Genomic DNA, 25760 nt, shown 5'->3' on the forward strand with positions numbered 1-25760 from the left:
GCGTGACCCTAGTCTGGACGTCATGGCCGACCACCCCCAGCCCGCCGAGCTCCGCCCCTCCACCGTCGCCGTGACGGCCGGTCGCCCGCCGCGGGAGGCCGACCAGCCGCTCAACACCCCGATCACGATGGCGTCGACCTTCGTCGCCGGCGGGGACCGGGAGTACGGCCGCTGGGGCAACCCGACCTGGCAGGCCTTCGAGGAGGCCCTGGGCGCGCTCGAGGGCGGCCGGGCGCTGTCGTTCTCCTCGGGCCTGGCCGCCGTCGCCACCGTGCTCGACCTGGTCGGGCAGGGCGCGAAGGTCGTGGCCCCCCGCACCGCCTACAACGGCACGATCCTCCAGCTGGCCGACCTCGAGGCGCGCGGTCGCGTGGTCACCGACCTGGTCGACGTCACCGACACCGCGGCCTGCGTGGCCGCCTGCGACGACGCGGCACTGGTGTGGCTGGAGTCGCCGACCAACCCCTCGCTCGAGGTCGCCGACATCGAGACGATCGCCGCAGCGGCCCACGAGGCCGGCGCCTACGTCGTGGTCGACAACACCTTCGCCACTCCTCTGCTGCAGCGGCCGCTGAGCCTGGGCGCCGACCTGGTGGTCCACTCGGCGACCAAGTACCTCGCCGGGCACAGCGACGCGCTCATGGGGGCGATCGTCACCGCCGACGACGAGCTCCTCGGCGTGCTCAAGGGCCGTCGCGACCTGCTCGGCGCCGTGCCCGGCACCCTCGAGGCCTACCTCGCCCTGCGCGGCCTGCGCACCCTGCACCTGCGCGTGGAGCGGGCCCAGGCCAACGCCGGGGAGCTGGCTCGACGGCTGCGCGAGCACCCCGCGGTCGGCGAGGTGCGCTACCCCGGCTTCGGCGGCATCGTGTCCATCGTGCTCGCCCAGGGAGCCCTCGCCGCCGACCTGCTGACCCGCAAGACCTCGCTGTGGGTCCACACCACCAGCCTCGGCGGTGTGGAGTCGACCTTCGAGCGCCGTCGTCGCTGGAAGTCGGAGCCCGCCAGCGTGCCCGACGCCCTGGTGCGGCTCTCCGTCGGCATCGAGGACGTCGAGGACCTCTGGGCCGACCTGCGCCGGGCCCTGGACGACCTGGGCTGAGACCAGGCCAGGGCCGGGGACCGGGCCAGGACCGCCCGCGCCGGGCGGGTCAGTCGGTCTCGGCCTTGGTGTCGCGGGCGATGAAGGAGTTCATCATCTCCTGCGTGGTCAGCCGGCCGGCCACGACGTCGTCGACGTGCTCGGCGATCGGGGCGTCGACGCCGTGGCTGGCCGCCAGCGCGCGCAGCGAGGAGCAGGACTTCGCGCCCTCGGCGACCTGGCGGGTGGAGGCGTAGATCTCCTCCACCGTCATGCCCTGGCCGAGCTTCTCCCCGAAGGTGCGGTTGCGCGAGAGCGGCGAGGAGCAGGTGGCGACGAGGTCGCCCAGGCCGGCCAGCCCCATGAGCGTGAGCGGGTTGGCGCCCAGGCGCGTGGCCAGGCGCGCGGTCTCGGCCAGCCCGCGGGTGATGAGGGAGGCCGTGGTGTTGTCGCCGAAGCCGAGGCCGACCGCCATCCCGACGGCCAGGCCGATCACGTTCTTGTAGGCCCCGCCCAGCTCGCACCCGACGACGTCGACGGAGGTGTAGGGGCGGAAGGCCGGTGAGTGGCAGCGCTGCTGCAGCCGCTTGGCCACCGACTCGTCGGCGCAGGCCACCACGGAGGCGGCCGGCTCGCGCCGCGCGATCTCCTTGGCCAGGTTGGGCCCGCTGATCACCGCGATCCGCTCGGGGCCGGCGCCGGTCTCCTGCGCGATCACCTCGCTCATCCGGTTGAGGGTGCCGAGCTCGACGCCCTTCATCAGCGACACCAGCACCGCGTCGTCCTCGACGTAGGGAGCCCAGGTCGCGAGGTTGGCCCGCAGGGTCTGCGAGGGCGTGGCCAGCACGACGACGTCGGCGCCGTGGAGCGCCTTCTCGACGTCGTGGGTCGCGCCGATGCCCGCGGGCAGCTCCACGCCGGGGAGGTAGTCGACGTTCTCCCGGCTCTCGTTGATCGACTCCGCGACCTCCTCGCGACGCGCCCACACCGTGACGTCGTTGCCGGCGTCGGCGAGGACGATGGAGAACGACGTGCCCCACGAGCCGGCGCCGAGCACGGCGACCTTGCCGGAGCTGGAGCCGAGGGTCATGCGGAGTCCTTCCGGTGGGGGTGGTCCGCGCGGGCGCGGCGCAGGTCGAACCGTACGTCGGGGGCCCGCTCGCCGCGGACCTCCTCCACGAGGTGGGTGAGGGCGTCCATGATCCGCTCGGTCGCGCGGGCGACGGCCTCGGGGGTGGGGCCCTGGGCGACGAGGTCGGCGAGGTCGACCGGCTCCCCGACGAGCATGGTGACCTGCTTGCGCGGCACGAGGTGCGGCCGGTGGGAGTAGGGCGCCAGGATCTCCTGGGCCCCCCACTGGCCCACGGGCACGACCGGGCACCCGGTGGCCAGCGCGATCCGGGCCGCGCCGGTCTTGCCGGTCATCGGCCACAGCCCGGGGTCGCGGGTGATCGTGCCCTCGGGGTAGACGACCACGACCTCGCCCTGCTCGACCGCGCGGACGGCCGCGGCGTAGGCGCCGACGGCCTCCCGGCTGAGCCGCTCGACGGGGATCTGGCCCGTGGCCCGCATGATCCGGCCGACGAAGCGGGCCCGGAAGAGGCCCGACTTGGCGAGGTAGCGCGGGACCCGGCCGTGGTCGTGCACCAGGTGGGCCGCGGTCAGCGGGTCGACGTGGGAGATGTGGTTGAGCACCAGCAGGCAGCCGCCCTCGGCGGGGATCCGCTCACCGCCGCGCCAGTCGCGGCGGGTCGTGGCGAGCAGGGCCGGCTTCACGACGGCCACCGCGAACCTCCAGGCTCCCCCCGGCGGACGGGCGTGCTTGCGGACGACACTCACAGGCGCACATTACTCGCCGGTGACCTCGGCCACACCGCAGGTGCGCCCCGGACGCGCCGCGGCTGCTGGGAGGATGGGGGCGATGTCCGTCCCTCCTGCGGTCCACGCCGTCCTGCTGCCCGTGAAGCCCCCGGCCGTGGGCAAGTCGCGCCTGCTCGGCGTGGGCGACGAGGGCCGCCGCGAGCTGGCGGAGGCCTTCGCGCTCGACACCGCCCGCGCGTGCGTGGCGGCGGCGCGGGTCGCGAGGGTGCTCGTGGCCACCGACGACGTCCGGCTCTCCCACGCGCTGGCGCGGTTGGGCTGCGCGGCGATCCCCGACGGCACCACCAGCGACCTCAACGCCACGCTGCGCCTCACGGCGGCCGAGGCGCGCCGTCGCTGGCCAGCCCTCGAGCCCGTGGCGCTGTGCGCCGACCTGCCCGCCCTGCGACCCGGCGACCTCGACGCCGCGCTGGGAGCGCTCGTGCCCGGCGGGGCGTCGTTCGTGGCCGACGCCGACGGCGTCGGCACCACCCTCTACACCGCCCCCCACGCCGACTTCTCCCCGTCCTACGGCGAGGGGTCGCGCGAGGCCCACCTCGCGGCAGGCGCGCTGGAGGTGCGCGGCGACCTGCCCACCCTGCGCCGCGACGTCGACGACCTCGACGACCTCGCCGTCGCGCTCGGCCTCGGCGTCGGCCCGGCGACCTCGGTCGCGGCCCACCGGTGGGGCCTCGCCGCCGGCTGAGCCGCGCGGCCGCCGTCGGCGCACGCGACGACGGCCCTCCCGCAGCTGCGGGAGGGCCGTCGTGGTGCGGGCAGGCTCAGCGGGCCAGGAAGTCCAGCACGGCCTTGTTGAACTCGGCGGCGTGGCTGACGTTGAAGCCGTGCGGGGCGTCGTCGACGACGACCAGCTCGGCGCCGTCGACGGCCTCGGCGGTGCGCTTGCCGGAGACCTCGAAGGGCACGGTGGCGTCACCGGAGCCGTGGATGACCAGGGTCGGCACCTTCACCTTGGCCAGGTCGGCGCGGAAGTCGGTGCGGCCGAAGGCGCCGATGCAGTCGACCAGCGCCTTGTCCTCGGCCTTGGTCTCGAGGGCGAGCGCCTCCTGGCGCTGCTCCTCGGTCACCTTGAGGGTGCCGTCGACGGAGAAGAAGTCGGTGGTGAAGCCGTCGAGGAAGCTCTCCCGGTCGTCGCGGGCCCCCTGCTGCATCTCCTGCACGGCCTCCTCGGGCAGGCCGCCGTCGGGGTTGTCGTCGGTCTTGAGCAGGTAGGGCGGGACCGCGGCGGCGAAGACGGCCGAGTGGACGCGCTCGTCGCCGTAGGTGCCGAGGTAGCGGGCGATCTCGCCGCCGCCCATCGAGAAGCCGACGAGGGTGACGTCGGAGAGGTCGAGACCGTCGAGCAGGCCCTTGAGGTCGGCGGCGAAGGTGTCGTAGTCGTAGCCCTCGCCGGGCTTGTCGGAGTCGCCGAAGCCGCGCCGGTCGTAGGTGACGACGCGGTAACCCGCGTCGGTGAGCGCGGGCAGCTGCTCCGACCACGAGGCGCCGCTGAGGGGCCACCCGTGGATGAGGACGACCGGGCGGCCGGTGCCGCCGGTGTCGGTGTACTCGAGGGTGATGCCGTTGCTGGGGATCGTGGTCACGACGTGTGCCTTTCGTGGGTGACGTCTGTCTCCCCTCCATGGTTCGTCGCGACCCGGACGAATGGTCCCGCTCACTGGGGTGAGTGACCGCTGCCTAGGGTGAGGCGGGTGCACCCCGCCACCGCCGCCGCCGTCGACCGCTCCTACGCCCGCGTCTTCGGCGTCGACGAGGAGGACCTGTGGTGCGACCTCACGGTGCGCACCCACCGCCGGCTCGGCGACTACCCGGGCTGGTACGTCGCCTGGCGCGGCGAGGGCGTCCACGTCTCCTCCCCCGTCGACGCCCCGGCGGTCGACGCCGGCATGCTCGCCGGCTGCGAGATCCCCGAGCTGCAGGACGTCGCCTTCTGGCGTTGCTTCGCCGACGAGCGTGGTCTGCGGCTGGTGGGGCCCGCGACCCACACCTACCTCGACGCCGACCCCCTCGCCCGGGGTGGGCGGGTCGGCGACGGACCGGCGGACGGGGACGGGGCTGGAGACGGGGACGGGGACGGGGTCGTGGCGCTGGACGCCGCGCAGCGCGAGCAGCTGCGCACCACGGTGCCGGCCGCCGACTGGGAGGAGGCCGGCTGGGCCGACCGCCCCGCCCTGGCGTGGGGTCTCGTCGTCGAGGGCCGGGTCGTCGCCGCGGCCAACCTCCGGCCCGTGGACGGCGCACCGCTCGACGTCGGCGTGCTGGTGGCGCCGGCGCACCGCGGGCGCGGTCTCGCCGAGCGGGTCGGGCGCCACGCGGCGTCGTGGGCGGTGCGCCACCACGGCCACGCCCGGTGGAGCAGCCGCGACGACAACGCCGCCTCGCTGGCGACGGCCCGCCGGATCGGCTTCGAGACCTGGTGCGCGCAGGTCGCCGTACGCCCCTGACGCGCGCGACCCCGCCCGCGGGTGCGGACGGGGTCGCGGCGGTGGTGCCTGGGTGGTGCCCGGGTGGTGCCCGGTCGGGCTCAGGCGTGGAGGGTGGCGGGCTTCCAGCGTGGGCGGGTCTGCTCGTAGGCCGTGATGTCGTCGGCGTGCCCGAGGGTGATGCCGATGTCGTCGAGGCCCTCGAGCAGGCGCCAGCGGGTGTAGTCGTCGATGTCGAAGGAGTCCTCGATCGCGTCGGGCCCCTCGCCGGCGCGCACGGTGCGCGACTCGAGGTCGACGGTGACGGTGGCGCCGGGCTGGGCCTCGAGCAGGTCCCAGAGCTTCTGGACGACCTTCTCGTCGACCTGGGCGGCCAGCAGGCCCGCCTTGCCGGAGTTGCCGCGGAAGATGTCGGCGAAACGGGAGGAGACCACGGCCTTGAAGCCGTAGTTCTGCAGCGCCCAGACGGCGTGCTCGCGCGAGGAGCCGGTGCCGAAGTCGGGGCCGGCGACGAGCACCGAGCAGCCGGCGTAGGCCGGGTCGTTGAGCACGAAGTCGGGGTCGTTGCGCCACGCGGAGAACAGCCCGTCCTCGAAGCCCGAGCGCGTCACGCGCTTGAGGTAGACCGCGGGGATGATCTGGTCGGTGTCGACGTTGCTGCGGCGCAGCGGCACGCCGACGCCGGTGTGCTGGGTGAACTTGTCCATCGGAGGCCTTTCAGGTCGGGCGAGGTCGGCGTCAGGCGAGGTCGGCGGGCGAGGACAGGGTGCCGCGCACCGCGGTCGCGGCGGCGACGGGGACCGACACCAGGTGGGTGCGCCCGCCCTTGCCCTGCCGGCCCTCGAAGTTGCGGTTGGAGGTCGACGCGCTGCGCTCGCCGGGCTGCAGGGTGTCGGGGTTCATGCCCAGGCACATCGAGCAGCCTGCGCCGCGCCACTCGGCGCCGGCGTCCTTGAAGACGACGTCGAGGCCCTCCTGCTCGGCCTGCAGGCGCACCCGCACCGAGCCCGGCACGACCAGCAGCCGGGTGTCGGGGTCGACCGTGCGGCCCTTGATGATCTCGGCGGCCAGGCGCAGGTCCTCGATGCGGCCGTTGGTGCAGGAGCCGACGAAGACGGTGTCCACCTTGACCTCGCGCATCGGGGTGCCGGCCACGAGGCCCATGTACTCCAGGGCCTTCTGGGCCGCGACGCGGTCGGACTCGTCGTCGTAGGACGCCGGGTCGGGCACCGCCGAGCCCAGCGGGACGCCCTGGCCGGGGTTGGTCCCCCAGGTGACGAAGGGCGTCATCTCCGCGGCGTCGAGGACGATCTCCTTGTCGTACTCCGCGTCGTCGTCGGTGACGAGGGTCTTCCAGTGGGCGACCGCGGCGTCCCAGTCCTCGCCCTTCGGCGCCTCGGGACGGCCCTCGATGTAGTCGAACGTGGTCTGGTCGGGTGCGATGAGACCGGCCTTGGCGCCCCACTCGATGCTCATGTTGCACACCGTCATCCGGCCCTCCATCGAGAGCTCCTCGATGGCCTGGCCGCGGTACTCCACGATGTAGCCCTGGCCGCCGCCGGTGCCGGTGTGCGCGATGAGGGTCAGCACCATGTCCTTGGCGGTGACGCCCGCGGGGAGGCTGCCGTTGATCGTGACCGCCATGGTCTTGGGCTTGGCCTGCATGAGCGTCTGGGTGGCCAGCACGTGCTCGACCTCCGAGGTGCCGATGCCGAAGGCGATCGCTCCGAAGGCGCCGTGGGTGCTGGTGTGGGAGTCGCCGCACACGATGGTCATGCCGGGCTGGGTCAGGCCCAGCTGCGGGCCCACGACGTGCACGATGCCCTGCTCGATGTCACCGAGGGGGTGCAGCCGCACCCCGAACTCCTCGGCGTTGCGGCGCAGCGTGTCGACCTGGGTCTTGGAGACCGGGTCGGCGATCGGCTTGTCCCAGTCGACGGTCGGGACGTTGTGGTCCTCGGTGGCCAGGGTCAGGTCGGGGCGACGCACCTGGCGACCGGCGAGGCGGAGCCCGTCGAAGGCCTGCGGGGAGGTCACCTCGTGGATGAGGTGGAGGTCGATGAAGAGGAGGTCGGGCTCCCCCTCGGTCGAGCGGACGACGTGCTCGTCCCAGACCTTCTCGGCCAACGTCCTGGCGGTGCGGGTGGCACCCATGGCTCACTCCCTCGTGACGACTGCAGTGCGGTGCGGCACGGCGACAGGCGTCGCCGGCGGGAGGACCAGCGTACGACGCTCGTCCCATTGTGTGAGACTCGGGTCTTGGCATGCGAGGCACAGGCGGCGTCGGGTCCGCCGGGGCGCGACACGCCCACCCACGGTGTCGGCCAGGTCACAGCGCCGACTTGGTGCCGGGAGGTTGCATCCCATGATCTGAGACGCGAGTATTGCCATATGGACACCAGCGGAGTGGGCGTGCTCGACAAGGCCGCCATCGTCCTGACCGCTCTCGAGGCCGGGCCGGCCACCCTGGCCGGCCTCGTCACGGCCACAGGACTGGCCCGGCCCACGGCGCACCGCCTCGCCGTGGCGCTCGAGCACCACCGGCTGGTGGCCCGCGACATGCAGGGCCGCTTCGTGCTGGGACCGCGTCTGGCCGAGCTCTCGGCCGCCGCCGGCGAGGACCGCCTGCTGGCCACCGCGGGCCCCGTGCTCGCGCGGCTGCGCGACATCACCGGGGAGTCGGCCCAGCTGTGGCGCCGGCAGGGCGAGCACCGCGTGTGCGTGGCCGCCGCCGAGCGACCCTCCGGCCTGCGCGACACCATCCCCGTCGGCTCGCAGCTCACGATGCGCGCCGGCTCGGCCGCCCAGGTGCTGCTGGCCTGGGAGGACCCCGAGCGGATGCACCGCGGCCTGCAGAACGCCGCCTACTCCGCCGCCGCCCTCTCCGGCATCCGCCGCCGCGGCTGGGCCCAGTCGGTCGGCGAGCGCGAGCAGGGCGTCGCCTCGGTCTCCGCGCCGGTGCGCTCCCCCAGCGGCAAGATCATCGCCGCCGTCTCCGTCTCCGGCCCCCTCGAGCGGCTCTCCCGCCAGCCCGGCCGCATGCACGCCCCCGCCGTCCTCGCCGCCGCCGAGCGGCTCTCCGAGTCGCTGCGGCGGGCTGCGGCCGAGTCGGCCTGACCCGCTGCGGGTTTCGCCAGCCGGCTGGCGAAACCCGCACCTGTCGGCCCACGCGTCGGCCGACAAGTGCGGGTCCGGGCCGACCGGTGTGACGCATGGGGTACGCGGGGCGTGCCGCGCCGCTCCCCACGCCGCTCGCGGGTTTCACCGGCCGGCTGGCGAAACCCGCACCTGTCGGCCCGCGCGTGGGCCGATGAGTGCGGGTCCGGGCCGACCGGTGTGACGGGTGGGGCGTGCGGGACGGGCGCGAGCGGCTCAGAACAGGCCGGGCCGCTCGAGGCCCAGGAGGAGCTGCTTGCGCTCGAGGCCGCCGGCGTAGCCGGTGAGGCTGCCGTCGGCGCCGATCACGCGGTGGCACGGGATGACGATCGGGATCGGGTTGCGCCCGTTGGCCAGTCCGACGGCGCGCGAGGCGGCGTTCGTCATGCCCAGCCGGTGGGCGACCTGACCGTACGACGCGGTCTCGCCGAAGCCGATCTCGCGCAGCGCGGCCCACACCCGCTGCTGGAAGTCGCTGCCCACCGGGGCGAGCGGGAGGTCGAAGGCGGTCAGCCGGCCGGCGAAGTACGCCGAGAGCTGCGCGACGGTCGCGGCGAGGACCGGGTGGTCGTCGTCGCGCTCCCCGCGGTCGTGACCGGTGGCGTCGCTCCACGGGGCGAACTCGATCGCGCTCAGCGCGCCCCCGGTCTCGACCAGGCGCAGCGGCCCGACCGGGGTGTCGGTCTCGGTCCACATCTCAGGGCTCCTCGGTGGTCGTGGCGGTGCTCGTGGCGGTGCTCGTGGCGGTGCTCGTGGCGGTGCTCGTGGCGGTGCTCGTGGGGGTGGTCGTGGGGGTGGTCGCGGCGGCGCTCCTGGCGCGACTCGCGGCCTCGCTCGCGGCCGGGCTCGCGGCCGGACTCGCGGCCGGACTCGCGGCCGGACTCGCGGCGGGGCTCGCGGCGGGGCTCGCGGCCCGGCTCGCGGCGCCCGTGGTGACGGCGGCGGCGCGGGCGTCCGCCGGAGGGGCGGATGCGGCCGGCGGCATGAGGGTGTCCCACAGGTACATCAGCGCGTAGGAGCGCCAGGGCCGCCACCGCTCGGCCGCCTCGATCGTGGCGACCGGGTCGTGGCCCAGACGCCGCAGCGCGTTGCGGACGCCGAGGTCGGTGGGCAGGAAGACGTCGGGGTCGCCCAGGGCGCGCATGGCGACGTAGTCGGCGGTCCAGGGACCGATGCCGGGCAGCGCCACCATCGCCTTCCAGACCTCGGCCCGCGCGGTGCCGCGGTCGAGCGCGAGGTGGCCCGAGGCCAGGGCGCCGGCGAGGGCGACGAGGGCCCGGCCGCGGGCGCGCGGCATCGGGAGCGTCTCGGGGTCGGCGGCGGCGAGCGCCGCGGAGCTGGGGAAGAGGTGGGTCAGCCCCGGGGTCGAGGTGCGCACGACGCGTCCGTGCTCGGCCACGACACGGCCGGTGACGGTGCGCGCGCCGGTCACGCTGACCTGCTGGCCGATCACGGTGCGGATCGCGGTCTCCGGGCCGTCCACCTGCCCGGGCACCCGCAGACCCGGCGTGGCCCGCACCAGGGGGCCCAGCACGGGGTCCTCGGCCAGGTGCTCGGCGACCGGCAGCGGGTCGCAGTCGGCGTCGACGAGCCGGCGGGCCCGCTCGAGGGCGGCGGTCGTGTCGCGCAGGTCGCTGAGGGCGAGGGTCACCGGCACGAGCACGGTCTCCCCCGCCGGCGCGGCGTCGAGGGCCGGGTCGAGGTCGAGGCGCAGCGTGCCGTGCCCGTGGGGCAGGTCGAGCGTGCGGGCGTACCACCCCGGCCCGGAGACCTCGACGCCCGGCACGAGGTGGTAGGCCAGGAAGGCCAGCAGCGCCTGGCCCGCGAAGGGCGTGCGTACGGCGAGCCGCAGCCCCACCACCGCGAGGGCCACCGGGTCCTCCGCGCCCCGCGAGCCGGACGGGTCCCCGCCCTCCACGCCGCCCGCCCCGCCCACGTCTCCCGTGTCCCCCGCACCGCCCGCACCGCCCGCGCCGCCGGCACGCCGGCCCGCACCGCGCAGCTGCGACGGGGTCGCGGCGTAGACCGCGCGCACCGTGTCGTTGAACTGCCGCACGCTGGAGAAGCCGGCGGCGAAGGCGACGTCGGCCAGCCCGAGGTCGGTGGTCTCCACCAGCACCCGCGCGGTCTGCGCCCGCCGTGCCCGGGCGAGGGCCAGCGGGCCGGCGCCGAGCTCGGCGGTGAGCAGACGGGTCAGGTGGCGCGGGGTGTAGCCCAGGCGGGCGGCGAGACCCTCGACGCCCTCCCTGTCGACGACGCCGTCGGAGATCAGCCGCATGGCCCGCCCGGCGACGTCGGCGGCGACGTCCCACTGCGGGCTGCCCGGCACCGCGTCGGGCAGGCACCGCTTGCAGGCGCGGTAGCCGGCGGCCTGGGCCGAGGCCGCACTGCGGTGGAAGGTGACGTTGCCCGGCGCCGGGGTGCGGGCGGGGCAGGAGGGACGGCAGTAGATGCCGGTGGTGCGCACCGCGGTCCAGAACATCCCGTCGAAGCGGCGGTCGCGTGACTTCACCGCGCCGTAGCAGGACGCGGGGTCGAGGTCGCTGGGCGGGGTCACGTGCTCATCATGGCCGATGCCCGGTGGCCGGACCGGCGGGAATCGGACACGGCGGGAGCCCGCCCGTGCATGGGCCTGCGACGATGGTGGGGTGAATCACGACACGACACCGCCCGCGGGCTCCGACCCCGCGGCCGAGGCGCCCTCCCAGACGGCGCCGCGTCGCGGGCGGCGTCGCCGCCCGGGCCGCACCCGCACCGGCGCCGCAGCCGCTGGAGGGGGCCACCGCACGATGGCGCGTCGCCACCGGCGCACGGTCCTGCGGGTCGTGCTGACCACCCAGCTGTGCCTGGCCCTGCTGACCGCCGCCGCGGTGACCCTGGCCTACCAGCGCCTCGACGACAACATCGCGGCCGGCAGCGCCATCCCCCACGTCGTGGAGAAGGAGGACGTCGCCGACGACGCCCCGCTGGAGCCGCTCAACATCCTGGTGATGGGCTCCGACAACCGCGACGGCGAGGGCAACGACATCGACGGGCTCACCGGCGGCGGCCAGCGCGCCGACACCACGATCCTGGTGCACGTCTCGGCCGACCGCCAGGAGGCCTACGGCGTGAGCCTGCCCCGCGACGCGATCGTGGACCGCCCCGCGTGCCGCGTCGACGGCGAGGAGATCCCCGGCGCCGAGGCGGCGATGTTCAACACCGCCTTCGCCGTGGGCGGCCCGCTGTGCACCGTGCAGACCGTCGAGCAGCTCACGGGCATCTACGTCGACCACTTCGTGGTCCTCGACTTCAACGGCTTCAAGGACATGGTCGACGCCGTCGACGGGGTGGAGGTCTGCATCCCCAAGGACGTCGACGACCCCGAGCACGACATCTACTTCGACGCCGGCGTCCAGGAGCTCGAGGGCCAGCAGGCCCTCAACTACGTGCGTGAGCGCACGGTGCTGTCGTCGACCGGCGACATCGGCCGGATGAAGCGGCAGCAGGCTTTCATCGCCTCCATGGTCAACAAGGTCTTCTCCGCCGGCACCCTCACCCGCGTCGACCGGGTCTACCAGTTCCTCAAGGCCGCCACCGACTCCATCGAGGTCGACGACCAGATCGACAGCCTGCGCGACCTGACCCAGCTGGCCCGCCAGTTCCGCGACACCGGCCTGACCAAGATCCGCTTCATCAGCGTGCCGTTCGAGGCCTACGAGCCCGATCCCAACCGTCTGGTCTGGACCGCGGAGGCCGACGCGCTGTGGAAGCGGATCAAGGCCGACGAGTCGCTGGGCCGCGAGTTCCGCGGAGGCGCCATCTCCGCCGCCGACCCGGTCGACGGCGGCGGGGGCTCGGAGCAGGACGCCGAGGAGGCCGCGGCCGCCGGGCTCTGCGCCTGAGGGCACCTCGGACGGACCCGTCCGAGAACGACGAAGGCCCAGCTCCGAGGAGCCGGGCCTTCGTCTGCTTGTACCCCCGACCGGATTCGAACCGGCGCTACCGCCGTGAGAGGGCGGCGTGCTAGGCCGCTACACAACGGGGGCCTTGCGGTGCTGCTGGGATCTGCCTCGCGGCGTCTCCCTGACAACTCGCGGAACGTTAGCCGAAGCTCCCGTCTCGCACAAAATCGCGGCCTCGCGGCCGCGATCCTGCCGGTTGTCAGCTGGGATACTAGGACTCGAACCTAGAATAACTGGACCAGAACCAGTCGTGTTGCCAATTACACCATATCCCAATCGCAGTCGACCCGAGCTCGTCGGACCTGCTGCTCGGCCCGTCTCCGGGCCGGACAAAACATTACACGGGACGTCTGGAGCCGACCAAGTCGAGGCGCGCGGAGACCCGCTCGACGCCCTGCCGGCGGGCCGCGGCGAGGGTCAGCGCGAGGAAGACCAGCGACTGCGTGAGCGTCACGGGGATGCTCCACCAGCTCCCACCGGTGGGGTTGAGCGCGGAGGTCATGTCACCGAAGGCCAGGGCCAGGCCGTAGGCGAAGAAGTTGTTGAGCACGTGCATCGCGATGCCCGCCTCGAGCCCGCCGGTGAGCACCACCAGGGCGCCCGCGACCAGGCCGAAGGCGAAGCGGTCGAAGAAGATCGGCAGGTCCTGGCCCAGCCCGTGGGCCAGGGCGAACAGCAGCGCCGGCACGACGACGGCGACCCAGCGCTGGCGCACGAGCCCGCCGCAGACCTGGGTGAGGTAGCCGCGGAACGCGTACTCCTCCCCCGCCGCCTGCAGCGGGGTCAGCAGCACGATCACCAGCAGGAAGTCGCGGGTGGTGCGCGAGAAGTCGTTGACCTGCCCGCTGACCTGCGTGCTCTCGCCCTGGGCGGGCAGCACGGCCGAGACCACCAGGGTCGCCACCAGTGCCAGCAGCGCCAGCCCCAGGCAGGTGGCGAACCAGCGCCACCGGATGCGCGGTCGCACCGAGGCCAGCCAGCCCGGCCGCAGCCGGTGCACGCTCCACAGCACCAGCCAGGCCGCGGGGATCGCCGCGGCCCACCCGAGGTTGACCACGGCGAGGAAGACCGGGGTGACCTCGTCGGCGCCCGACAGCCGTCGCGAGGCCTCGGCGCCGTCGACGCCGGTGAGCAGCAGGTAGACGCTGAGCACCGAGACGACGACCACCTGGGCCAGCAGCACGAGGGCCACCAGGGCCACCACGCCGACGAGGGGGCGCCACGCCCCCGGCCGGCCGGCGCGCAGCAGCCGCTGGTACTCCAACGGCTCCGGCGTACGGGCGGGGGCGTGGTCGCTCACGCGCCCAGCGCCCCCTCCAGGCGGGCCAGGCCGCGCTCGCGACCGAGCAGCTCGAGGCTCTCGAAGAGCGGCGGGGAGACCCTGCGGCCGGTCACCGCGACGCGCACCGGCCCGAAGGCGTGGCGGGGCTTGAGGCCCATCTGGTCGACCAGGCGCGTCTGCAGCGCCTCCTGGATGGCGGCCGTCGACCACTGCTCCAGACCGGCCAGGGCGTCGTGGGAGGCCTGCACGACCGCGCGGCCGTCGTCGGTGGCCACCAGCTTCTCGACGTCGGCGGGGTCGCGGGTGAACTCGGCCTCCTCGACGAAGAGGAAGCCGAGCATGTCGACGGCCTCGGTGAGCTTGTTGATCCGCTCGGCGACCAGCGGCATCGCCAGCTCGAGCAGCTGCGCGTCGGCGTCGCCCACCGGGTCGGACACGACGCCGGCGGCCTTGAGGAAGGGCAGCGCGCGGTGGGCGATGTCCTCGGTGGAGAGCAGCCGCATGTGGGAGCTGTTGATCGCGTCGGCCTTCTTGAGGTCGAAGCGGGCGGGATTGGGGTTGACGTCGCCGATCTCGAAGGCCTCGACCATCTCCTCCAGCGTGAAGACGTCACGGTCGGCGGCGATCGCCCAGCCGAGGAGGGCGACGTAGTTGAGCAGGCCCTCGGGCAGGAACCCGGCCTCGCGGTAGCCCAGGGCGTTGGCCTCGGGGTCGCGCTTGCTGAGCTTCTTGTTGCCCTGGCCCATGACGTAGGGCAGGTGGCCGAAGTACGGCGCGCCCGTGCCGATGCCGACGTCGGCCAGGGCGGCGTAGAGCGCGATCTGGCGCGGGGTGCTGGAGAGCAGGTCCTCGCCGCGCAGCACGTGGGTGATCTCCATGAGCGCGTCGTCGACGGGGTTGACCAGCGTGTAGAGCGGGTCGCCGTTGGCGCGGGCCAGCGCGTAGTCGGGCACGTGGTCGGAGTGGAAGGTGATCGTGCCGCGCACGAGGTCGTCGAAGGCGATCTCGCCGTCGGGCATCTTGAAGCGCACGACGGCCGAGCGGCCCTCGGCCTCGAAGGCCGCGACCTGCTCGGCGGTCAGGTCGCGGCAGAAGCGGTCGTAGCCCAGGATCTTCGAGCCCGACGCCTTGCGGCGCGCGTCGATCTCCTCGGTGGTGCAGAAGCAGCGGTAGGTGTGCCCGGCCTCGGCCAGGCGGGCCAGGGCGTCGACGTAGAGGTGACCGCGCTGCGACTGCAGGTAGGGCCCGTGGTCGCCGCCGACCTCGGGCCCCTCGTCCCAGCCCAGGCCGAGCCAGTGGAAGAGGTCCACGAGGGCGTCGTAGGACTCCTGGGTGTTGCGGGCGGTGTCGGTGTCCTCGATGCGGAAGACGAACGTGCCGCCGTGGTGGCGCGCGAAGGCCCAGTTGTAGAGCGCGGTGCGGACCAGGCCGACGTGCGGGCTGCCGGTGGGGCTCGGGGCCATCCGCACGCGGACGGGACGGTCGGTGCCGGGGGTCGTGGTGCTCAACGCTGTGCCACCTTGTTCGTGAGGGTGCCGAGGCCGGCGATCGAGATCTCCACCTCGTCGCCCACCTCCATCGGACCGACGCCCTCGGGGGTGCCGGTGAGGATGACGTCGCCCGGGAGCAGCGTCATGACGCTGGAGACGTGGGCCACCAGCGCGGGGATGTCGAAGATCATGTCGGCGGTCGAGCCGTCCTGGACGGTCTCGCCGTTGAGGAAGGTCTGCACCGACACCCCGTCCTTGAAGTGCTGCGGGTCGAGGTCGGTCTCGATCCACGGCCCCAGCGGGCAGAAGGAGTCGAAGCCCTTCGCGCGGGTGAACTGCACGTCGGAGCGCTGCAGGTCGCGCGCGGTCACGTCGTTGGCGATGGTGTAGCCGTGGATGACGTCGGTGGCCTGCTCGGGCGGCACGTCGCGGCAGATGCGGCCGATGACCACGGCCAGCTCGCCCTCGTAGTGCAGCTCACGGGTCTGGCGGGGGTAGAAGATCGGGTCGCCCGGGCCCACCACGCTGGTGTTGGGCTTGAGGAACATCAGCGGCTCCTCGGGCAGGTCGTGGCCCAGCTCGGCGGCGTGGGCGGCGTAGTTGCGCCCGATGCCGACGACCTTGCTGCGCGGCAGCACCGGCGCGAGCAGGCGCACGTCGGAGAGCCTGTGCTCCTGGTCGAGCAGCTTGACGCCGACGTAGAGCGGGTCGCCGGCGAGGGCCACGACGACGCTGTCCTCGTCGGGCTGACCGAACTCGTCCACCTCCCCCGTCACGACGCCGTAGAGAGGGTCTTCGCCGGTGGTGAATCTCGCGATGCGCACCCCTCGACCCTAGCGAGGCGGGCCGTGCGGGGCCGAACCCGAGGCGCCCCTTCGACCGGCCTCCTCGACTGGCCCCCTCGACCGGCCTCCTCGACTGGGCCCTCGACGACGAGCCGCGGATAATCGGCACGGTGACCCCGACCGCGCAGCCGCTCGTGCTCGACGAGGACACCTGGCGCGCACGGGCCGCCGCCCACGCCGAGCGGGTCGACGCCTTCCTCGCCCCTCACCTCGCGCGGCGCGGGGCCAGCGTCAAGCACCCCGTGCACGACTTCCTCTTCACCTACTACTCCCAGCGCCCGGCCCAGCTGCGCCGCTGGCACCCCGGCTTCGGAGCCTCGCTCGGGGGCGACGCCACGGCGTACGCCGGGCTCAAGGGGTACGCCGGGGACCCGCCGGCCGTCGGCGTGGAGCACGTGGCGGCCCAGCGCCCGCTGCTCGAGGCGCTGCGCCGCCTGCTGGCCGCGACCGCGGCGCGGCCGGCCGCCTTCGGCTGCTTCGGGCTGCACGAGTGGGCGATGGTGCACCGCGCCGACGAGACCCGCCACGACTGGCCGCTGCGGCTGGGCCGCGAGGGCACCGACGCGGTGGTGGAGTCGCACCGCATCACCTGCACCCACTTCGACGCCTTCCGCTTCTTCACCCCCACCGCGGCCCCGCTCAACACCCTCGCGCCGAGCGCCGCCGACCGGCCCGACTTCGAGCAGCCCGGCTGCCTGCACGCCGGGATGGACCTCTACAAGCACGCCTTCCGGCTCACGCCGATGATCTGCTCCGACCTCGTCGCCGACTGCTTCGAGCTGGCCCGCGACATCCGCGAGCTCGACATGCGGGCCGCGCCCTACGACCTGGCCGACCTCGGCTTCGAGCCCGTGCGCATCGAGACCGCCGAGGGCAAGGCCGCCTACGTCGCCGCGCAGCGCAGCTTCAGCGAGCGCGGTGCGCCGCTGCGGGCGCGACTGCTCGGCGAGGTCGAGCGACTCCTGGCCGTCGGGGACTGAGGTCTCCGACGGTCGCCGGGTGGGCGTGGGCGGCGGTGGTCGAGCAGGGACGAGCGTCAGCGACCACCGTCTCGCGCGGGAGGCGGTGCACGGCCCCGGTGCACCGGGGTCCCCGACCCTGCGACCGGCCCGGTGACCGGCCCGGTGACCGCCGCGTGGGTCGGCCCGGCGGTCGGTGTCGGTGAGTGGCGGGAGACGACACCTGCGGCGGTCCTCGACCGGTCGTTCGCCGCCACTTCTCGGGCGACCCGGCCGGCGACGCGAAGCGCCCCCGCATGGTGGGGTCGGCAGCGCTCGCGGTGACCGACCATGGGAGTGGCGGGAGACGACACCTGCGGCTGCTGTCGACACGGTCGCTGACGTGGTTCCTGCGGAGCAGGCGTCTCGAGGGCCTCCCTCCTCGACCACCGCGTGCGTGGGTGGTTTCGAGACGGTCGCTGGCGCTCCCTCCTCAACCACCGTGACGGGTCGCTGGCGTGGCTCCTGCGGAGCGAGCGTCTCGAGGGCCTCCCTCCTCGACCACCGCGCGGGTGGGTGGTTTCGAGACGGTCGCTGGCGCTCCCTCCTCAACCACCGTGACGGGTCGCTGGCGTGGCTCCTGCGGAGCGAGCGTCTCGAGGCGCTCCCTCCTCAACCACCGTGACGGCACGCAGGGGCGTCGGTCGCCGGCGTGGTCCCTGGGAGCGAGCGCAGCGACGTCTCGAAGGGCCCCTTCCCACCACCGGGCCACGGTGTGACGTTCGTCCTCCGAGACCACGGATGCAGACTTAGGCAAACCTAACTAAGGTGAGCCTTACCTGACCTGATCTCGGAAGGATCTCCGGTGCCCCCCTCCCCTCGCGCCCTGGCGCACCTGTTCCACCCCGACCACGCCGACGCCTACGTCGCCTCGATGCGCCTCGGCGTCGACCACCTCGCCGACGCCCTGACCCGGGTGTCCGGCCCGGCGACCGGGGTCGGCCCGGCGCAGGCGGCCAAGCCGGTGCTCGACGTCGACCTCGACGCCCCCCTCGAGGACCCGGCGGCGGCGCTGGAGGAGATGGGCCGGCTGTGGCTCGACGACACGGTGTGGTTCCACGAGCCGACCTACGCCGCCCACCTCAACTGCCCCGTCGTGATCCCCGCCCTGCTGGCCGAGGTCTTCGTCTCCGGGGTCAACGCCAGTCTCGACACCTTCGACCAGAGCGTCGCCGGCACCTTCGTCGAGCGCCACCTGGTGGCGTGGACCGCGGGGCGCATCGGCTGGGCCACCGGCCCCGACGCCGGCCCCGGCGCCGGCACGGTCGCCGACGGGATCTTCACCAGCGGCGGCTCGCAGTCCAACCTCCAGGCCCTCCACCTGGCCCGCGACCGCGCCCTCGCCGCCGGGGCGGCGCTCGCCGACCTGCGGGTCCTGGCCTCGGTCGACGCGCACTTCAGCGTGCAGAAGTCGGCCCGTCTGCTCGGCCTGCCCGCCGAGGCGGTCGTGGCCGTCGGGGTCGACGCCCGGCGCCGGCTCGACCCCGCCCGCCTGGCGGACGCCCTCGACGCCGTCGCGGCCGAGGGCCGCACCGCGATGGCGGTCGTCGCCACCGCCGGCACGACCGACTTCGGCGCCATCGACCCGCTGGCGCAGGTGGCCGACCTGACCGAGCGGCACGGCTGCTGGCTGCACGTGGACGCGGCGTACGGCGGGGGGCTGCTGGTCTCCCCCACCCAGCGCGAGCGCCTCGACGGGATCGAGCGGGCCGACTCGGTGACCGTCGACTTCCACAAGACGTGGTTCCAGCCCGTCTCCTCCAGCGCCGTGCTCGTGCGCGACGCGCGCACGCTGGGCCACGTCGCGTGGCACGCCGACTACCTCAACCCCCGCGACCCCGGCGGCGCGGCGAGCCCGAACCAGGTCGACAAGAGCCTGCAGACCACCCGGCGCTTCGACGCGCTCAAGCTGTGGCTGACGCTGCGCGTGATGGGCCCGGAGGTGATCGGGGAGTACGTCGACACCGTCACCCGCCTGGCCCTCGAGGTCGGTGAGCACCTGGCCGCCGACCGCCGCGTCGAGCTCGCGGCCGTGCCGGAGCTGAGCACGGTGGTCTTCCGCTACCGCCCGCCGGGGCTCGGCGAGGACTCCGCCGACCGGCTGGTGCCGCTGGTGCGCTCGGCGCTCTACGAGCGCGGCCTCGGCATGGTCGCGGCCACCACCCTGGAGGGCCGGCGCTGGCTCAAGCTGACCCTGCTCAACCCGATGGCCACCACCGAGGACCTGCTCGGCGTCGTGGACCACTGCGTCGCCCTGGCCGAGGAGCTGCTCGGGGAGGTCGCCGCGTGAGCGCCTCCACCTCCACCTCCACCTCCGCCACCGCCGCCGCCCCCTCGACCGGCCGGGTGCACGACCTGGTCGGCATCGGCCTGGGCCCCTTCAACCTCGGCCTCGCCTGCCTCGCCGACCCCCTCGACGACCTCGACGCGGTCTTCCTCGAGGCCCGCGACGAGCTGGCCTGGCACCCGGGCATGATGCTCGACGACGCGACCCTCCAGGTGCCGTTCCTGGCCGACCTGGTCACCATGGCCGACCCGACGTCGCGGTGGTCCTTCCTCAACTTCCTCAAGCAGACGCGGCACCTCTACCCCTTCTACGTGCGCGAGTCGTTCTACCCGCTGCGCCGCGAGTACGACGACTACTGCCGCTGGGCCGCCGAGGGTCTCGCCTCGGTGCGCTTCGGCTGCCCCGTCGTGCGCGTCGAGCACACCGACGACCTCGACCTCGACGCCCACCCGGGGCTGAGGGACCGGCTGCACGAGGGGCTCGACCCCCACGGGGCCGCGGGCGCGGCGTACGTCGTGACGACGGCCTCGGGCGAGACCGTGCTGGGGCGCCGCCTCGTGCTCGGGGTCGGCACCCGCCCGCGCGTGCCCGACAGCGTGCGCGCGGCCGGCGGGCCCGCCCTGCACTCCGCCGACTACCTGCCGCACAAGCGGCGGCTGCAGCAGCAGCGCTCGATCACGATCGTGGGGAGCGGGCAGAGCGCGGCCGAGATCTACCGCGACCTGCTGGCCGAGTCGCCGGAGCACGACTACGAGCTGACCTGGCTGACCCGCAGCCCGCGCTTCTTCCCCATGGAGTACACCAAGCTCACCCTCGAGCTGACCTCGCCGGAGTACTCCGCCTACTTCCAGGGCCTCGACGCCGGCACCCGCGAGCGGCTGCTGCGCGAGCAGCGCTCGCTCTACAAGGGCATCAGCGGCGACCTGGTCGACGAGATCTCCGACCTTCACTACCGGCTGCGGGTGCAGGGCGCCGGACCGCGGACCACGCTGGTGAGCGCCACCACCCTCACCGGCGCCCGCTGGGACGGCGAGGCCTACGACCTCGACCTGCACCACGACGAGACCGGCGAGGACTTCGGGCTGCGCACCGAGGGCCTCGTGCTCGCCACCGGCTACGAGGCCTCGGTGCCGGACTTCCTCGACCCCGTGCGCCACCGGCTGCGTCTCGACGAGCGCGGCCGCTACCTCGCCGACTCCCGCTACGCCGTCGACCGGACCGGCCGCGAGGTCTTCGTGCAGAACGGCGAGGAGCACACCCACGGGTTCGTCGCCCCCGACCTCGGCATGGGCGCCTACCGCAGCTCCGCGATCCTCGCCGCCGTCACCGGCCGCGAGGTCTACCCCCTGGAGAAGCGGGTGGCCGTGCAGAGCTTCGGCGTGCCCGAGCACCTGCGCCGGGCCCCCGCCGGGCAGGGGGCGACGCGGTGAGGGCGACCCTGGGCCCGCTGCCCCTCGACCCCGCCACCCTGCGGCTCCTCCACGCCTGGGTCACCCACCCGCGCTCGGCCTTCTGGCAGATGCAGGGCGCCACCTACGACGACGTGGCCGTCGAGTACGTCGGCATCGCCGCCTCCCCCACCCACGACGCCTGGCTGGGCCGCGTCGACGGGGAGCCGACCTTCCTCGCCGAGACCTACGACCCCGCCGCCGACCCGCACCTGCGCGACCTGCCCGAGCTCGAGCCCGGCGACCTGGGCATGCACGTGCTCGTCGCCCCGCCCACCGGGTCACCGCGCCCCGGGCTGACGCGCGCGGTCCTCGCCGCGGTGATGGCCCACTGCCTCGCCGACCCCGCGGTGCGCCGCGTCGTGGTGGAGCCCGACGTGCGCAACGACGCCATCGCCGCGCTCAACGCCGAGGCCGGCTTCGTCGTGGCCCGCCACGTCGCCCTGCCCGGCAAGACCGCCGCCCTGTCCTTCTGCACCCGCGAGGCCCACGCCGCCTCCCGCCTCTCCCGACTGGAGACCACCCGATGACGCTGACCCACCCCACCGAGCACCCGTCCGAGCGTCCGAGCGAGCACCCCACCGGGCACGCCGCCGACCCGACGGGCCCGGCCCCGCGGGCCGTCGACCCCGCCGACCACCTCGCCCCGGAGCACCTCGCCGTCGCGCAGCGACACCTGGTGGCCAAGGCGATCGCGGAGTACGCCCACGAGCGGATCATCGCCCCCGTGCCCGACCCCGGGGCCGGGCCCGGCGTCGCGCCGGACGCGGCCGCGGCGTCCGACCCGGCGGCCTGGCTGCTGGAGACCGGGCGCGGGGCGGCGTACCGCTTCCGGGCGCGGCGGCTGGCCCTGGAGCACTGGGCGATCGAGGAGGAGAGCCTCGAGCGGCGCGTCGACGGCGAGCCCGCGCCCCTCGACGCCCAGGAGCTCGTGGTCGAGCTCGCCCCCGAGCTCGGCATCCCCGACGCGCTGGTGCCGACCTACCTCGAGGAGGTCGCCAGCACCCTGGCCGCGGCCTGCTGGAAGCTCGCGCACCGCCGGGTGCCGGTGGCCGAGCTGCTCGGGGCCGACTACCAGGAGGTCGAGGCGGCGATGACCGAGGGCCACCCCGGCTTCGTGGCCAACAACGGGCGCATCGGCTTCGACCTCGACGACTACACCGCCTACGCCCCCGAGGCCGGGCGAGCGGTGCGGCTGGTGTGGCTGGCCGCCCGGCGCAGCGCCACCCGGCTCTCGCTGGGCGCCGGGCTCAGCGAGGAGCGGCTGTGGGCCGGCGAGCTCGACCCCGAGGTGCGGGCGGGCTTCGCCGCGCGGCTGCTCGCGCTGGGCCTGGACCCCGACGACTACACCTACCTGCCGCTGCACCCCTGGCAGTGGCGCAGCAAGGTCGCGGTCACCTTCGCCCCCGACCTCGCCCGGCGCGACCTCGTGCACCTCGGCGAGGGGCCCGACACCTACCGGGCCCAGCAGTCGATCCGCACGTTCTTCAACACCGACCGCCCCGAGCGGCACTACGTCAAGACCGCCCTGGCCATCCAGAACATGGGCTTCGTGCGGGGGCTCTCCCCCGGCTACATGGCCGTCACCCCCGCCGTCAACGACTGGGTGGCCGACCTCGTCGCCGGCGACCCGACGCTGGCCGGCTGCGGCTTCACGGTGCTGCGCGAGCGCGCGGCGGTCGGCTACACCGGCGACGCCTTCCACCGCCACACCGCCACCTCGCCCTACCGCAAGATGCTCGCGGCGCTGTGGCGCGAGAGCCCGCTGCCGCGGACCGGTCCCGGCGAGCGGCTGGCCACCATGGCCTCGCTGCTGCACCGCGACGCCGAGGGGCGGGCGCTGGCCACCGCGATGGTCGAGGCCTCGTCGCTGGACGCGCGCGAGTGGCTGCGCAGCTACCTGCACGCCTACGTGCGCCCGCTCGTGCACTGCCTGCTCGCCCACGACCTGGCCTTCATGCCGCACGGGGAGAACCTCGTGCTCGTGCTGCGCGACCACGTGCCGGTGCGGGCGCTGATGAAGGACGTCGGCGAGGAGGTCGCGGTCATGCACCCCGACCGTCCGCTGCCGGCCGAGGTGGAGCGGGTGCGCGCCGACGTCGAGCCCGACGTCAAGGCGCTCGCGCTGCACACCGACGTCCTCGACGGCGTGCTGCGCCACCTCGCCGCGATCCTGCACGTCGACGGCGTGCTCGACCAGGACGACTTCTGGGCCGAGGTCGCGCGCTGCCTCGACCAGCACGCCGAGGAGCACCCGGAGCTCGCCGACGCCGTCGCTGCCTACGACCTGCGTCGCCCCGCCTTCCGGCACTCCTGCCTCAACCGGCTCCAGCTGCGCAACACGCTGCAGATGGTCGACCTCGCCGACCAGGCCTCCTCGCTGCTCTACGCCGGGGAGCTGGTCAACCCCGTGGCCCGCTGAGGGCGGGTCCGGCGCGGGCGGGGAGGATGGTGGCGTGGGGTGGCCGGGTCACAGCGTGCTGCAGGTGCCGGTGGCGCCGCTGGACGGGTTCGTGCGGGGGCTCACCGGCCGCCAGGACGCGGCGTACCTGTCGCGCGACCCCGGCTTCACCCACGCCCACGTCACCGTGCTCGGGCCGTTCCTGGCCTCCCCCGACGCCGCCGAGACCGAGCGGGTGCGGCGCGTGGTGGCCTCGGTGGCGGCCTTCGACGTGGTGCTGGAGCAGGTGGCGCGCTTCCCCGACGGCACGCTCCACCTCGTGCCGGAGCCCGACGGGCCCTTCCGCGAGCTCACCGCGCGACTGGCCGCGGCCTTCCCGCAGTGCCCGCCCTACGAGGGGCGGTACGCCGAGCTGCACCCGCACCTCACCCTCGACCTAGCCGGCCCCGGCGTCGACGAGGACTCGCTGCGCCGCGACCTCGGCGACCTGCTGCCCGCCCGCTGCCGCGCCGAGCGGGTCGACCTCGCGTGGTGGGAGCAGGGCGCGACCCGGCGGCTGACCTGGTGGCCGCTCGGCTGACCCTGCCGAGGGGGCCGCCGTCGGCGCCCCTGGCTACGGTGAGCCCGGTGAGCCCCGTGACCCCGGTGACCCCGGTCACCCAGCCACCCGGGACCTCTCGTGGGTGAGGCGCCCGACGGCGCGGAGGGGCGGACCTTCCGCGGCGAGGACTGGTACGCCGAGGACCTCGCCGCCGCCCGCTTCGTCGACTGCGCCTTCGTCGGCGTCGACCTCTCCGAGGTCACGACGAGGGGCGCGCTGTTCGAGCGCTGCCGCTTCGACTCCTGCCGACTCAACTCCTCGGTGCACGTGGCCACGGCCTTCGTGGGCTGCGAGCTGCGCGGCTGCAACCTCTTCGACGCGACCTTCGAGGGCTGCAAGACGACGGGCTCGACCTTCGCCTCCTGCACGACCCGGCCGATGCGGGTCGTCGGCGGGCAGTGGCGCGCCGTCGGTCTGCGCGGCGCCCGGCTCGCCGGGCTCGACCTCACCGGGCTCGACCTGCGCGAGAGCGACCTCGCGCTGGCCGACCTCACCGGCACGGTCCTGCGCGAGGCGCGGCTGGGCGGGGCGAGCCTGCGCGAGGCCGACCTCGCGGGCGCCGACCTGCGCGGGGCCGACCTCGCGGGCGTCGACCTGGCCTCGGCGAGACTCGACGGCACGCGCCTCGACCTCGCCGGCGCCGTGCTGCTCGCCGAGCAGCACGGCGCCACCGTCGACGTCGGCCGACCCGAGACCGCCGGCTGAGGCGACCCGGCGAGCGGTGGTCGAGTCGGGGCCCCGGCGGGCGCCGCGAGCACCCGCACCGGAGCGCCGCCGACGGGTCAGACCACGTCGCCGCCGGCCTCGTCGCCCTCGTCCGACGACGGCGCGTCGTCGACCGACCAGGTCAGCTGAAACTCGATCTCCTCCTCGCCGTCACCGCGCTCGTGCTCGATGGAGAACTGCGCGCGCTGCGGCACCCGGAAGCGCTCCCCGGCGATCTGGATCCGGAACGACTCGCCCTTCTCCAGCGCGTCGGCGAGCCGGCGCAGCTTGGCGACCACCTCGTCGGTGGCGTAGATCTGCTCGATGTCTCGGTCCTGCTTGGCCACGGCGTCTCCCGGTCGTCCCTCGGCGGCCGCCGGCGGCGACCGTGTGCCCCGAACCTAGGCGGACGGTGGTCGCCGCCGACTCCTCAGACCGCGGCCGGCTCCGCGCGACGGCGCCCCGGGGTCCCACCCGTGGTGTCCGTGCCGGGCTCCACCGAGGCCTCTGCGAGCTCTGCGAGTTCCGAGGGCTGCGAGGTGGACGCCGCCGTGTCGGCCAGGTCGACCCGCGAGAGCGGCACGAGCGCGAGCGCCGTGACGGCGATCGAGGCGAGCACGGCCCAGGTCGGCACCCGCCCCCACTCGCCGAGCAGGAGCAGGAAGCCCGGCACCGTGCAGGTGGTGAAGGCCAGGATGAGGGTGAACCAACCCGTGAGGGCGGTGAGCCGCTCGCGGCCGAGGGCCAGGACGAGGAAGAACAGCGTCCACAGCACCGACCACTGCAGCCAGAGCAGGCCGGTCGGGGTGTCGTCGAAGCGGACGATGTTGACGACGCCGAAGCCGAGGGCCATGACGGCGACCCACAGCGAGTACCACCCGACGCCGGTGCTGGCGTAGCCGGCCAGGTTGCAGATGCCGACGTAGAGGTAGGTGAACCCGAACAGGAAGATCCCGGCGGCGCCGAGGATCTCGTCGGGGGTGTCGGCGGTGGCGATGAGGAAGAACGGGATCGCCGTCTGCAGCGCTCCCACGAAGAGGTTGAAGACGCCGGCGCCCTTCGCGTCGATCCTGCCGAGGAGCAGCAGGCCGTTGACGAAGAGGGCGGCGCCGACGAAGGTCAGTCCGACCGAGGACATGGCGGGGCCTTTCTCGAGGGGTGTCCTGAGGAGGACGGTGCGGGGTCCGGTGCGGGGTCCGGTGCCGGGTCCGGCGCCGG

General features: G+C 74.3%; 24 protein-coding genes and 2 tRNA genes. 12 read left to right on the forward strand and 14 right to left on the reverse strand.

Going from position 1 to position 25760, the window contains the following annotated elements; genetic code table 11:
* Positions 1-22: 22 nt before the first annotated feature.
* Complete coding sequence (locus ASF50_RS12225; protein WP_056904623.1) at positions 23-1102, forward strand: trans-sulfuration enzyme family protein; 1080 nt, start codon at positions 23-25, stop codon at positions 1100-1102.
* 49 nt (positions 1103-1151) lie between these two features.
* Here ASF50_RS12225 and ASF50_RS12230 read toward each other — a convergent pair whose 3' ends face one another.
* Entirely contained in the window at positions 1152-2171 is a 1020-nt protein-coding gene (locus ASF50_RS12230; protein WP_056862341.1) for an NAD(P)H-dependent glycerol-3-phosphate dehydrogenase, read from the reverse strand.
* On the reverse strand, positions 2168-2920 hold the full coding sequence (locus ASF50_RS12235; protein WP_056904624.1) for a lysophospholipid acyltransferase family protein: 753 nt from the start codon (positions 2918-2920) through the stop codon (positions 2168-2170). The genes ASF50_RS12230 and ASF50_RS12235 overlap by 4 nt, the downstream gene beginning before the upstream one ends.
* An 82-nt stretch (positions 2921-3002) precedes the next feature.
* On the opposite strand from ASF50_RS12235, the gene cofC reads away from it, so the two are divergent.
* Positions 3003-3647 (forward strand): 2-phospho-L-lactate guanylyltransferase, encoded by a 645-nt coding sequence (cofC, locus tag ASF50_RS12240; protein ID WP_056904625.1) that lies wholly within the window; start codon positions 3003-3005, stop codon positions 3645-3647.
* Positions 3648-3723: 76 nt separating this feature from the next.
* On the opposite strand, the gene ASF50_RS12245 is transcribed toward cofC, so the two are convergent.
* Positions 3724-4545 (reverse strand): alpha/beta fold hydrolase, encoded by an 822-nt coding sequence (locus ASF50_RS12245; RefSeq protein WP_200920130.1) that lies wholly within the window; start codon positions 4543-4545, stop codon positions 3724-3726.
* A gap of 108 nt (positions 4546-4653) precedes the next feature.
* Here ASF50_RS12245 and ASF50_RS12250 point away from each other — a divergent pair, with 108 nt between their 5' ends.
* Positions 4654-5406, forward strand: a complete 753-nt coding sequence (locus ASF50_RS12250) for a GNAT family N-acetyltransferase (protein ID WP_056904626.1) — start codon at positions 4654-4656, stop codon at positions 5404-5406.
* 80 nt (positions 5407-5486) lie between these two features.
* Here the strand turns inward: ASF50_RS12250 and leuD are convergent, their stop codons facing one another.
* Together leuD and leuC are read right to left on the reverse strand one after the other, a co-directional pair.
* Positions 5487-6092 carry a 3-isopropylmalate dehydratase small subunit gene (leuD, locus tag ASF50_RS12255; protein ID WP_056862337.1) on the reverse strand — a complete coding sequence of 202 codons (606 nt, stop codon included), beginning with the start codon at positions 6090-6092 and terminating at the stop codon, positions 5487-5489.
* A gap of 31 nt (positions 6093-6123) precedes the next feature.
* A complete protein-coding gene (leuC, locus tag ASF50_RS12260) occupies positions 6124-7539 on the reverse strand; it encodes a 3-isopropylmalate dehydratase large subunit (protein WP_056904627.1) in 1416 nt (471 codons plus the stop codon).
* Between the two features lie 237 nt (positions 7540-7776).
* On the opposite strand from leuC, the gene ASF50_RS12265 reads away from it, so the two are divergent.
* Complete coding sequence (locus ASF50_RS12265) at positions 7777-8502, forward strand: IclR family transcriptional regulator (RefSeq protein ID WP_056862335.1); 726 nt, start codon at positions 7777-7779, stop codon at positions 8500-8502.
* Positions 8503-8757: 255 nt separating this feature from the next.
* Here the strand turns inward: ASF50_RS12265 and ASF50_RS12270 are convergent, their stop codons facing one another.
* Both ASF50_RS12270 and ASF50_RS12275 read right to left on the reverse strand, forming a co-directional pair.
* A complete protein-coding gene (locus ASF50_RS12270) occupies positions 8758-9237 on the reverse strand; it encodes a methylated-DNA--[protein]-cysteine S-methyltransferase (RefSeq protein WP_056862334.1) in 480 nt (159 codons plus the stop codon).
* A gap of 1 nt (position 9238) precedes the next feature.
* Positions 9239-11098 (reverse strand): AlkA N-terminal domain-containing protein, encoded by a 1860-nt coding sequence (locus ASF50_RS12275; protein WP_235557659.1) that lies wholly within the window; start codon positions 11096-11098, stop codon positions 9239-9241.
* A 91-nt stretch (positions 11099-11189) separates the two neighbouring features.
* Between ASF50_RS12275 and ASF50_RS12280 the strand changes: the two genes are divergently transcribed.
* Positions 11190-12425 (forward strand): LCP family protein, encoded by a 1236-nt coding sequence (locus ASF50_RS12280; RefSeq protein ID WP_156718258.1) that lies wholly within the window; start codon positions 11190-11192, stop codon positions 12423-12425.
* A 71-nt stretch (positions 12426-12496) separates the two neighbouring features.
* On the opposite strand, the gene ASF50_RS12285 is transcribed toward ASF50_RS12280, so the two are convergent.
* From ASF50_RS12285 to ASF50_RS12305, 5 genes are all read right to left on the reverse strand, one after another.
* Positions 12497-12569 (reverse strand) — tRNA-Glu (locus ASF50_RS12285).
* 119 nt (positions 12570-12688) lie between these two features.
* Positions 12689-12760, reverse strand: a tRNA-Gln gene (locus ASF50_RS12290).
* Between the two features lie 62 nt (positions 12761-12822).
* Positions 12823-13785: a CPBP family intramembrane glutamic endopeptidase gene (locus ASF50_RS12295; RefSeq protein ID WP_056904629.1), complete on the reverse strand. Its 963-nt coding sequence runs from the start codon at positions 13783-13785 to the stop codon at positions 12823-12825.
* Entirely contained in the window at positions 13782-15230 is a 1449-nt protein-coding gene (gene gltX / locus ASF50_RS12300; RefSeq protein WP_056904994.1) for a glutamate--tRNA ligase, read from the reverse strand. The genes ASF50_RS12295 and gltX overlap by 4 nt, the downstream gene beginning before the upstream one ends.
* A gap of 41 nt (positions 15231-15271) precedes the next feature.
* A complete protein-coding gene (locus ASF50_RS12305; RefSeq protein WP_056862331.1) occupies positions 15272-16081 on the reverse strand; it encodes a fumarylacetoacetate hydrolase family protein in 810 nt (269 codons plus the stop codon).
* Between the two features lie 131 nt (positions 16082-16212).
* On the opposite strand from ASF50_RS12305, the gene ASF50_RS12310 reads away from it, so the two are divergent.
* From ASF50_RS12310 to ASF50_RS12340, 7 genes are all read left to right on the forward strand, one after another.
* Positions 16213-17082, forward strand: coding sequence for a hypothetical protein (locus tag ASF50_RS12310; protein ID WP_056904630.1), 870 nt, complete (start codon positions 16213-16215; stop codon positions 17080-17082).
* 823 nt (positions 17083-17905) lie between these two features.
* On the forward strand, positions 17906-19390 hold the full coding sequence (locus tag ASF50_RS12315) for a pyridoxal phosphate-dependent decarboxylase family protein (protein ID WP_235557660.1): 1485 nt from the start codon (positions 17906-17908) through the stop codon (positions 19388-19390).
* Positions 19387-20817 (forward strand): lysine N(6)-hydroxylase/L-ornithine N(5)-oxygenase family protein, encoded by a 1431-nt coding sequence (locus tag ASF50_RS12320; RefSeq protein WP_056904631.1) that lies wholly within the window; start codon positions 19387-19389, stop codon positions 20815-20817. Before ASF50_RS12315 ends, ASF50_RS12320 begins: the two co-directional genes overlap by 4 nt.
* The gene (locus ASF50_RS12325) at positions 20814-21365 is read left to right on the forward strand and encodes a GNAT family N-acetyltransferase (RefSeq protein ID WP_082499909.1); all 552 of its coding nucleotides are present in this window, start codon (positions 20814-20816) and stop codon (positions 21363-21365) included. The genes ASF50_RS12320 and ASF50_RS12325 overlap by 4 nt, the downstream gene beginning before the upstream one ends.
* The gene (locus tag ASF50_RS12330; protein WP_082503141.1) at positions 21362-23257 is read left to right on the forward strand and encodes an IucA/IucC family protein; all 1896 of its coding nucleotides are present in this window, start codon (positions 21362-21364) and stop codon (positions 23255-23257) included. Before ASF50_RS12325 ends, ASF50_RS12330 begins: the two co-directional genes overlap by 4 nt.
* Before the next feature lie 34 nt (positions 23258-23291).
* The gene (locus tag ASF50_RS12335; RefSeq protein WP_056904632.1) at positions 23292-23816 is read left to right on the forward strand and encodes a 2'-5' RNA ligase family protein; all 525 of its coding nucleotides are present in this window, start codon (positions 23292-23294) and stop codon (positions 23814-23816) included.
* A gap of 99 nt (positions 23817-23915) precedes the next feature.
* Positions 23916-24542: a pentapeptide repeat-containing protein gene (locus ASF50_RS12340; protein ID WP_056904633.1), complete on the forward strand. Its 627-nt coding sequence runs from the start codon at positions 23916-23918 to the stop codon at positions 24540-24542.
* Between the two features lie 77 nt (positions 24543-24619).
* Here the strand turns inward: ASF50_RS12340 and ASF50_RS12345 are convergent, their stop codons facing one another.
* The gene (locus ASF50_RS12345) at positions 24620-24889 is read right to left on the reverse strand and encodes an amphi-Trp domain-containing protein (protein WP_056904634.1); all 270 of its coding nucleotides are present in this window, start codon (positions 24887-24889) and stop codon (positions 24620-24622) included.
* A gap of 83 nt (positions 24890-24972) precedes the next feature.
* A complete protein-coding gene (locus ASF50_RS12350) occupies positions 24973-25680 on the reverse strand; it encodes an AmiS/UreI family transporter (RefSeq protein WP_082503142.1) in 708 nt (235 codons plus the stop codon).
* Between the last annotated feature and the right edge of the window lie 80 nt (positions 25681-25760).

Source organism: Nocardioides sp. Leaf307, from assembly GCF_001423135.1.
Taxonomy (GTDB): domain Bacteria; phylum Actinomycetota; class Actinomycetes; order Propionibacteriales; family Nocardioidaceae; genus Nocardioides; species Nocardioides kribbensis.